Below are 6,720 nucleotides of genomic sequence, written 5' to 3'. Positions count from 1 at the left end.
GGCCGACGCTTCGCGCCGACGGGTGGTGAGGTCGGGTTCGGGGCGGCTCGGGTGCCCCGCGGCGGCCCAGCCCGCCGTGTCCGGGACACCGGCGTGTCGCGCGGCGCGAGAACCTCCGGGGCGGGGCGGGGTGGTCGGTGTGCGCGGACCACCGCGGCCGCGCCGCACTCGGCGGCCGGCCACCGATCAGCCGTGTCGACAACCCTGCGGGTCAATACAGCCGGCCGGTTCGCGCCCGAGCGCCCGGACTCTCCCGGGTCCGGTGAGTCCTGGCGGCGATCACGGTGTTGCCGGTCGGAACCGCCCGATGCTCACCGCTGCTCAGGTGATGGAGCCAGGACATGCCGGATCAGCGCTCCCTGCTGGGCTTGACGTAGCGGCTCGGTCGGTGTCGTCGTCGGGCAGGGCCGCACCCCTGCGCGGCGCGCCCGGAACAGACGCGGACTCCGGTTCCGGTGCGGACGGCTCACCCGCACAGGTGATGCTGTAGTTCGTGATACCGAACGTTGGTCGACTCTTCGGCAAGCAGGGATGATAGACGCCCGAACGAGTCGGTCAACACCCTTCGTGCCGTGATTTCAGCGGATCACTGTCAACTCGATCGTCGGTCGGGCACCGGGTGACCGCGGCCGTGCTGGCCGGGGCGGCGGGGCCGGCCGTGCTGGGCGCGGTGCTCGTCCTCCTGCCGGGTGTGGTGGTCGACCACGACCTCGCCGGGGCGAGCCCTGCGCCTGGCCGACCTGCGCGGCTCCGACCTGAGCACGGCCGACCTTCACCAGGCCCGTCTCACCGGCGCGTTGGCCAGCGGGCACACGCGCTGGCCGGCTGGATTCGACCACTCGGCCGCGGGCGTCGTCGTCACCGAGGATCCCGGCCCCGAACCTCCGCCGCTGCTCCAGCCTCCGGGGATCACGACACGGCACCCGCGGCTGCGGTCCCTGCCGTGACCGAGGCCCGGACGCGGGTGTGTCCGGTGGAGTTCGCCGACCGGGTGTCATGGGGTGCGGAGGATTTCCTTTCCGTTGAATTCGGCGTCGAGTGCACCTTGGAACTCTTGTGTGCATTACCTCTCCGTACCGTTTGTGTGGTGCGTGGCGGTCGCCGAGTGGTTCTCCAGCGGTATTCCAGCAAGGCCCCGGAAGGGAACCGGACCGAAGCCCGGCGTGGCATGTGCGAGCTGGTGACGGGCGCGGACGTGGGGCGGGCGGATGGGGGCTGACGCTGTCGGCCGTTTCGGGCCATGGCGGCGGAATGGGGGAGTCCGGCCCGCCGTCGTGGTGAGGACCCCCCTCGTCGCGGGGCCGCCGCGGCCCGATCGCGGGCGGGGCGGCTTCCCGTCCGGGCTGTCCGAGGCCGGAAAGCGCTCGCCCTTCGGGCCGCTGCCGTCGTGTCAGGTCGCCACGGGTTCAGGCGTCGCCCGGCCTTCGGCGGACTGCCGGGCGGACTTGAATTCTCCTGGAGAGCTGGTCCACGAAGGCCCGGGGTGAGCGGGCCGAGCCCTGCGTTCCGTAAGGCACGCGGTCTAGCATGCCGCGAAATGCCACGTATTCCGGCACCCGCTCGCGAACTCATTCTCCGACTTTCCGCCGCCCTCTTTACGTGGCGGCGTGCCGAGAGTGCTGCGTGGTCTGTGTCCCGGGTGGTTCTCGTTTGTCGTCGCTGACGTAGTTTCGGGAGGTTGTCGTGTCTGAGTTCGCCGAGTCGCCCGCTGCTGGCGCCGCTGCTGTCGGCGGTGGGGCGGGGGGTACGGGTGTCTGGTTGGTCGGGGCGCGTGGGTCGGTCGCCACGACGGTGATCGCGGGGTGTGCCGGGCTGGTGGCGGGGCTGTATCCGGCCACGGGGTTGGTCACGGAGACCGAGGAGTTCGCCGCTGCGGGGCTGCCCGCGTTGTCGTCTCTGGTGTTCGGCGGGCATGACACGGTGGACTGGCCGTTGGTCAAGCGTGCCGAGGTGCTGGGGGAGCAGGGCGTGCTGCCGTACGGGCTGGTGCGCGCGGTGCGTGGTGAACTCGCCGCGGCCGACGAGGAGATACGGCCGGGAGGACCGGCGGCGGGTGACGACCGCGGTGACGAGGAGCTGACAGCCGCGTTCGCCGCGGACATCGAGGGTTTCACCCGGCGCCGGGGGCTCGCGCGGACGGTGGTGGTCAACGTCGCTTCCACCGAGCCGGTCCCGGTTGCGGACGGGCGGCTGCCGGCGAGCTCCCTGTATGCCGCGGCGGCGCTGCGGACGGGTTGTGCGTACGTGAACTTCACCCCCTCGACGGGAGTGGGGCATCCGGCGCTGGAGGAGTTGCGCGGGCGGGCGGGCGTGCCGTGGGCGGGCCGGGACGGCAAGACCGGGCAGACCTTGTTGCGGGCGGTGCTGGCGCCGATGTTCCGCCAGCGTGCCCTGGGCGTGCGGGCATGGTCGGGGACGAACCTGCTGGGCGGCGGAGATGGGGCGGCGCTGGCCGATCCGGCGGCGGCCGCGGCGAAGAACGCCGGCAAGAACCGGGTCCTCGAGGACAACCTGGGCGCGCTGCCCGAGGGGGAGGTGCACATCGACGAGGTGCCCGCCCTGGGCGAGTGGAAGACCGCCTGGGACCATGTGGCCTTCGAGGGGTTCCTCGGCTCGCGGATGGTGCTCCAGACGATCTGGCAGGGCTGCGACTCGGCGCTGGCCGCACCGCTCGTGCTCGACCTGGCCCGGCTGACCGCCCGCGCGCAGGAGGCGGGGATCACCGGGGGTCTCGCGGAGCTGGGCTTCTACTTCAAGGATCCCGACGGCGGCTCCGCGGCGCTGGCCGAACAGTACGACGCCCTGGTCGCGTTCGCCGCACGGCTGGCGGACGCCCGATGAGCGAGCTCCGGGACTGGGCCGAACTGCTGCGGGTATCGGCGCTGTTCACCGTTCCCGGGGACGCGCTGGCGGGGGCTGCGGCGACCGGCCGGCGTCCGGGTGCCGCCACCGCTCTGGCCGCCGGTGCCTCGCTGTGCCTGTACGAGGCGGGGATGGCCCTCAACGACTGGGCCGACCGGGACGAGGACGCCGCCGAGCGTCCACACCGGCCTGTTCCCTCGGGCCGTATAGCTCCCGGGCAGGCGCTGGCGGCGGCCGCCGTGCTGACGGGCGCGGGCCTGGGTCTGGGCTTCGCCGCGGGCCGGCCCACCGGATGGTGCGCGACGGCTCTCGCGGGCACCGTCTGGGCCTACGACCTGAGGTTGAAGCACACTGCGGCGGGCCCGGCGGCGATGGCCTCGGCCCGCGGACTGGACCTGCTCATGGGCGCCGTGGCCACCGCCGGACCGCGCACGGCCCGGCAGAGCCCGTCCGCCGGACGCTCGCCGGCAGGCTCCTCCGCGGACGCCACGGTGGCTGCCCCGGCGGGCAGCGGGGCAGGCGTCCTGGCGCGTCTCTCCAGCGCCGCGGTGGGCGCCTGGGCGGGCCCGTCGGCGGGTGGTACCGCCGGGGCGGTCCGCCGAGCGCTGCTGCCCGCTGCCGTGCTCGGCGCGCACACCTACGCGCTCACCACCGTCTCGCGGGCCGAGACGCGGGGCGGTGCGCGGGGCGGACCGCTCGCCGCGCTCGGTGTGACGGCCGTCCTCGGCGCCCTGGTCGGCACCGACGGGCAGCCCGGCCCGGCCGCCCGATGGCGCCGGAGCGGGCGCGCCGGTGAACCCGGCCCGCCCGGTGCACCGGGTGTACTGGGCACGCCGGGCGGGCTCGGCCGGGCAGTTCTGGCCGGTGGCTATGCGGTCACGGCCGGACGGCCCTTGGTGCATGCCGTGCTCAATCCGTCGCCGCAGCTGACCCAGCGGGCCGTGGGCGGCGGAATCCGTGCGCTGATCCCGCTCCAGGCGGCTCTCGCGGCACGCTCCGGCTCGCCCGTCTCCGCCGCGCTGCTCGCCGGGCTCGTGCCGGTGGCACGCCGGCTGGCCCGGAAGGTGAGCCCCACATGAGTGTCCGTCTGGGCTACGGCACGAACGGCCTGACCGATCTGCGGCTCGACGACGCCCTGGGGGTACTGGCCGAACTCGGCTACGACGGCGTCGGGCTGACGCTGGACCACATGCACCTCGACCCGCTGGGCCCCGGCCTGGCCGGGCGCGTCGCGCGGGTCGCCGACCGGCTCGGCGCGCTCGGCCTGTCCGTCACGGTCGAGACCGGGGGCCGCTACGTCCTCGACCCCCGCCGCAAGCACGGTCCCACCCTGCTGGACGCGGAGCCCGAGGGGCGGGCCGCGCGGAGTGCGCTGCTGATCACCGCCGTGCAGGTCGCCGCGGACCTCGGCGCTCACGCGGTGCACTGTTTCAGCGGTGTCCGTCCCGCGGGCACGGGCGAGGACGCCGCCTGGGAACTGCTCGGCGCTTCCCTGGCCCCGGTCCTGGACGCCGCGGCGCAGGCGGGCGTTCCGCTGGCCATCGAGCCGGAGCCCGGTCACCTGCTGGAGACGCTCGCCGGTTTCCACCGGCTGCGCGGGCAGCTCGACGACCATCCGCTGCTCGGTCTCACGCTCGACATCGGCCACTGCCAGTGCCTGGAGCCGCTGCCGCCGGCGGACTGTGTCACCGCGGCGGGACCCTGGCTGCGGCACGTGCAGATCGAGGACATGCGCCGGGGCGTGCACGAACATCTGCCCTTCGGCGACGGCGAGATCGACTTCCCGCCCGTCCTGGCCGCGCTGGACGCCACCGGATACCAGGGGCTGACCGTGGTCGAGCTGCCCCGCCACTCCCACGCCGGCCCCGAACTCGCACGCTCCTCCATGGCGTTCCTCCGCACCCGGCTCGCCGCACTCGAGAAACGGCCCCCCGCCGTCGGCCCGACGCCCACCGGCCCGACGCCCACCGCGCCCTCCACCGACAGCGCCTACGCCTCGGCACTCGCCGTCGTGGTCCCGACCTCCCTTGGCCGCAGCTCTGTTGGGATGACCTCCGCAGCGTCGCCCGGCCCGTCCGTCGCGTCGCTCAGCCCGTCTGCCGCGTTGCCCGGCCCGCCAGCCGCACCACCGTCCGCCGCACCACCGTCCGTCGTGCGTCCGGCCGCGAGCGCGGGCGCTGTTCCCGGTCCGGCTTCCGCCGCGCTCCCCACCGTCTCCCCGCCGCCGTCCGCGTAAGGAAACCCGCATGTCGGTCATCCGAGAGGAACTGTCCGCCCGCCTCGGCTCCGAGGCCGCCGCCTGGCTCGACGGCGCGCTCGCCGACGCACGCGCCGCCGCGCCCCCCGACCAGGACCTTGCCGAGCCTTACACAAGGGACACGGCGTCTCCCGACCAGGTCACCGCCGATCCTCCCGCGAGGGATACCCCGTCCCCCGACGCCCTGGCCTCCGAGCCCCCCGCCGGAAAGGCCGTGCCGCCCGCCCGGGACGCCATGTCGCGCCGGGGCGTGCCCGCGTGGGAGCTGCGGTTCGCCGCGGCGGGCCGGGTGTGCGCAGGCCCGGAGGCGGCGGAGGCGGCCCGGGTGCTGCTGCTGCGCACCGCCCGCCCGGACGCGGCCGCCGTGGCCCGCCTCTACGACCACGGCAGCGGCGCCGAACGCCGCGCCGTCCTGCTCGCCCTGCCGGACCTGCCCCTCACGCCCGGCCAGGGTGTGGCGCTGGTCGAGGACGCGCTGCGCGCCAACGACACCCGGCTCGTGGCGGCGGCCGTCGGCCCCTATGCCGCCGCCCACCTCCCCACCCACGCCTGGCGGCACGCCGTACTGAAGTGCCTGTTCACCCAGGTACCGCTGGCCGCCGTGGCCGGGCTCGCCGACCGGGCCCGCGGTGACGGCGAACTCGCCCGCATGCTGGCCGACTTCGCCGCGGAGCGCACCGCCGCCGCCCGGCCCGTCCCCGACGACCTGCACCACGCCCTCGCTCTCGCCCTCGCCGCCAAGGAAGCCTGATGCGCATCTTCGACCCGCACATCCACATGACCTCGCGCACCACCGACGACTACCGGGCGATGCACGAAGCCGGGGTGCGCGCGGTGGTCGAACCCTCCTTCTGGCTCGGCCAGCCGCGCACCTCGCCGGAGAGCTTCCTCGACTACTTCGACGCGCTGCTGGGCTTCGAACCCTTCCGCGCCGCCCAGTACGGCATCGCCCACCACTGCACCATCGGCCTCAACCCCAAGGAGGCCAACGACCCGCGCTGCCGGCCCGTCCTGGAGGAGCTGCCGCGCTACCTCGTCAAGGACGGTGTCGTGGCGGTCGGCGAGATCGGCTACGACTCGATGACGGCGGCCGAGGACACCGCCCTCGCCGCCCAGCTCGAACTCGCCGCCGAACACGCCCTGCCCGCCCTGGTGCACACCCCGCACCGCGACAAGCTCGCCGGACTGCGCCGCACCCTGGACGCCGTGGCCGAGTCCCGACTGCCCGCCGAGCGGGTCCTGCTCGACCACCTCAACGAGACGACCGTGAAGGAGGCCAAGGACTCCGGAGCCTGGCTGGGCTTCTCCGTCTACCCGGACACCAAGATGGACGAGCACCGCATGGTCGCCGTCCTCGACGAGTACGGACTCGACCGGGTGCTCGTCAACTCCGCCGCGGACTGGGGCAACAGCGACCCGCTGAAGACCCGCAAGGTCGCCGACGCGATGCTCGCCGCGGGCTTCGGCGAGGACGACGTGGACCAGGTGCTGTGGCGCAACCCCGTCGCGTTCTACGGGCTCAGCGGCCGCCTCGTCCTCGAGCCCGCCGCACCGGCGGCCCTGCACGAGGGCAACTCCCTGCTCCGCGGCGGAGAGTGAAC

Annotated in this window: 5 protein-coding genes and 1 pseudogene; all 6 read left to right on the top strand. The window is 74.5% G+C overall.

Translation table 11 applies throughout. From position 1 onward, the window contains the following. The first annotated feature begins 689 nt into the window (after nt 1-689). The 6 genes and pseudogenes from QQM72_RS38535 to QQM72_RS38510 all read left to right on the top strand — a co-directional run bounded on the left by QQM72_RS38535 (nt 690) and on the right by QQM72_RS38510 (nt 6,718). Complete coding sequence (locus tag QQM72_RS38535; RefSeq protein WP_314225470.1) at nt 690-947, top strand: pentapeptide repeat-containing protein; 258 nt, start codon at nt 690-692, stop codon at nt 945-947. Between the two features lie 736 nt (nt 948-1,683). After that, nucleotides 1,684-2,841: an inositol-3-phosphate synthase gene (locus QQM72_RS38530; protein ID WP_399080204.1), complete on the top strand. Its 1,158-nt coding sequence runs from the start codon at nt 1,684-1,686 to the stop codon at nt 2,839-2,841. After that, nucleotides 2,838-3,941, top strand: coding sequence for an SCO3242 family prenyltransferase (locus QQM72_RS38525; RefSeq protein WP_314225469.1), 1,104 nt, complete (start codon nt 2,838-2,840; stop codon nt 3,939-3,941). The genes QQM72_RS38530 and QQM72_RS38525 overlap by 4 nt, the downstream gene beginning before the upstream one ends. Next, nucleotides 3,938-4,777, top strand: a pseudogene (locus QQM72_RS38520) (sugar phosphate isomerase/epimerase family protein); the annotation flags it as partial. The gene QQM72_RS38525 and the pseudogene QQM72_RS38520, both read left to right, overlap by 4 nt. A gap of 331 nt (nt 4,778-5,108) precedes the next feature. Next, nucleotides 5,109-5,870: an EboA domain-containing protein gene (locus QQM72_RS38515; protein ID WP_314225468.1), complete on the top strand. Its 762-nt coding sequence runs from the start codon at nt 5,109-5,111 to the stop codon at nt 5,868-5,870. Further along, nucleotides 5,870-6,718: a TatD family hydrolase gene (locus QQM72_RS38510; protein WP_314225467.1), complete on the top strand. Its 849-nt coding sequence runs from the start codon at nt 5,870-5,872 to the stop codon at nt 6,716-6,718. Before QQM72_RS38515 ends, QQM72_RS38510 begins: the two co-directional genes overlap by 1 nt. Nucleotides 6,719-6,720 lie beyond the last annotated feature (2 nt).

It is taken from the genome of Streptomyces zaehneri, assembly GCF_032248645.1.
Classification (GTDB): Bacteria; Actinomycetota; Actinomycetes; order Streptomycetales; family Streptomycetaceae; genus Streptomyces; species Streptomyces coriariae.
Note: the sequence above shows the minus strand (reverse complement) of the source record. Positions and strands in the feature narration are given on the sequence as shown.

Coding starts and splice junctions, on each gene's coding strand:
- QQM72_RS38525 (WP_314225469.1), top strand. CDS start 2,838: ATGAGCGAGCTCCGGGACTGGGCCGAACTGCTGCGGGTATCGGCGCTG.
- QQM72_RS38515 (WP_314225468.1), top strand. CDS start 5,109: ATGTCGGTCATCCGAGAGGAACTGTCCGCCCGCCTCGGCTCCGAGGCC.
- QQM72_RS38510 (WP_314225467.1), top strand. CDS start 5,870: ATGCGCATCTTCGACCCGCACATCCACATGACCTCGCGCACCACCGAC.